Annotated in this window: 1 protein-coding gene; it reads left to right on the top strand. The window is 41.5% G+C overall.

Annotated elements, in window-relative coordinates; translation table 11 throughout:
- Positions 1-261: 261 nt before the first annotated feature.
- Positions 262-2,082, top strand: a complete 1,821-nt coding sequence (locus tag AC3DU7_RS19825; protein ID WP_488041033.1) for an AGE family epimerase/isomerase — start codon at positions 262-264, stop codon at positions 2,080-2,082.
- The last annotated feature ends 53 nt before the right edge of the window (positions 2,083-2,135 follow it).

Below are 2,135 nucleotides of genomic sequence, written 5' to 3' on the forward strand. Positions count from 1 at the left end.
AGCTTACAAGGGTAAGTCTTTAAGATTGGACACGGAGACGCGGTGACACGGGGACACGGAGATTGGATAATTGAGTAATTAATTCAATCTACTCGCTCTATTGATTCAAAAAAACTCCCGCGTCCATCTATCTGCGCGTCTTCCTCTCTCCGCGTCTCCGTTTCTCTCCTTCCTCGCATCCTCTCCACATTCCCCACTATTCCCTAACTTCTACAAGAAATCTATAAAAAAAATCGTAAACAAAGTTAAAGATAATCAAAAATGAGTACCCAAATAGAATTTAGTTTTTCTGACCTAATAGCAGGATACGTTACCAACTACGACTCAGAAACAGATATTTTTGGTATCAAAACAACAGACGGCAGAGAATTTCAAGCCAGGCTAAGTCCAATCTCTTATGCCAAACTCGTACAAAACTTAGACGAAGCATACCCAGATGCGACGGGTTCCATGCGGTCAATGTTAGTACCTGGTCGGTATTTATTCACCTATGGAGTTTTCTATCCAGATAGTCCCATATTTGAAGCCAAACAAATAATATTTGTCGGTCGCCAAGCAGATGACTACGCTTTTGAGAAACCAAACTGGTGGGTAGATCAGGTACGTTCCCTTGCTAATTTTTATGTCAAAGCTCAGTTTGGCGACGAAGAAATTGACTACCGTAACTATCGCACAACTTTAAGTCTATCCGGTGTCAAATCTCAGGTAAACTTCTCTCAAGAAACTGATACTATCTCCCGGATGGTTTACGGAATGGCAACTGCCTACATGATGACTGGGGAAGAAATTTTTCTAGAAGCAGCAGAAAAAGGCACCGAATATCTACGAGACCATATGAGGTTTGTAGACTTAGACGAAGGAATTGTCTATTGGTATCACGGTATTGATGTACAAGGAGAGCGGGAACAAAAAATATTCGCTTCAGAATTTGGCGATGACTACGATGCTATTCCTGCTTACGAACAAATTTACGCCCTGGCAGGTCCATTACAAACATATCGGCTCAATGGCGACCCTCGGATCATGGACGATACCGAGAAAACCATCAAACTATTCAACGACTTCTACCTGGATAAGAGCGATCGCGGCGGTTACTACTCTCACCTAGACCCCATAACCCTAGACCCCCTCAGCGAATCATTAGGACGGAATAAAGGTACCAAAAACTGGAACTCAGTGGGAGACCACGCACCAGCATATCTAATTAATCTCTGGTTAGCAACAGAAAAACCAGAATATGCTGATATGCTCGAATATACCTTTGATACTATTGAAAAGCGGTTCTCAGACTACGAAAATTCTCCCTTTGTCAATGAAAAATTCTTTGAAGACTGGAGTCCAGACCATACTTGGGGATGGCAGCAAAACCGGGCAGTAGTTGGTCACAACATGAAAATTGCCTGGAATTTGATGCGGATGAATAGCCTCAAAGCTAAAGATTCTTATGTTGATATGGCCAAGAAAATTGCTGATACTATGCCAGCAGTAGGTAGCGACCAACAAAGAGGTGGTTGGTATGATGTAGTGGAAAGAGTATTAGATGAAGACGAAAAAATCCATCGTTTTGTGTGGCATGACCGCAAAGCTTGGTGGCAACAGGAACAGTCTATTCTAGCTTATTATATTCTTGCAGGAGTTTTGGGAGAGCCAGAATATCATCGTTTAGCGCGGGAAGCTGCTGCTTTTTACAATGCCTGGTTCCTCGATACAGAAGATGGTGGAGTTTATTTCAATGTTCTTGCTAATGGTATTCCTTTCTTGGCAAGTGGTAACGAACGAGGTAAGGGGTCTCACTCCATGAGTGGTTATCACTCTACAGAGTTATGTTTCCTCGCCGCTATTTATACTAATCTCCTGGTTAATAAGCAGCCAATGGATTTTTATTTTAAACCTATTCCTGGTGGTTTCCCTGATAATATCCTACGGGTGTCGCCAGATATTCTGCCTCCGGGTAGTATTAAAATTGGCTCTGTAGAAATTGATGGCAACCCCTATAGTGATTTTGATGCTGAGAAACTGAGTGTTAAGTTGCCTGATACTAAAGAAAGGGTGAAAATTAAGGTAAATATTGTACCTACCTGAAGGAAGAATTCATTAATGGATAATGGATAATGGATAATTGATAATTGATAATT

This window comes from Okeania sp. (genome assembly GCF_983059655.1).

Coding starts and splice junctions, on each gene's coding strand:
- AC3DU7_RS19825 (WP_488041033.1), top strand. CDS start 262: ATGAGTACCCAAATAGAATTTAGTTTTTCTGACCTAATAGCAGGATAC.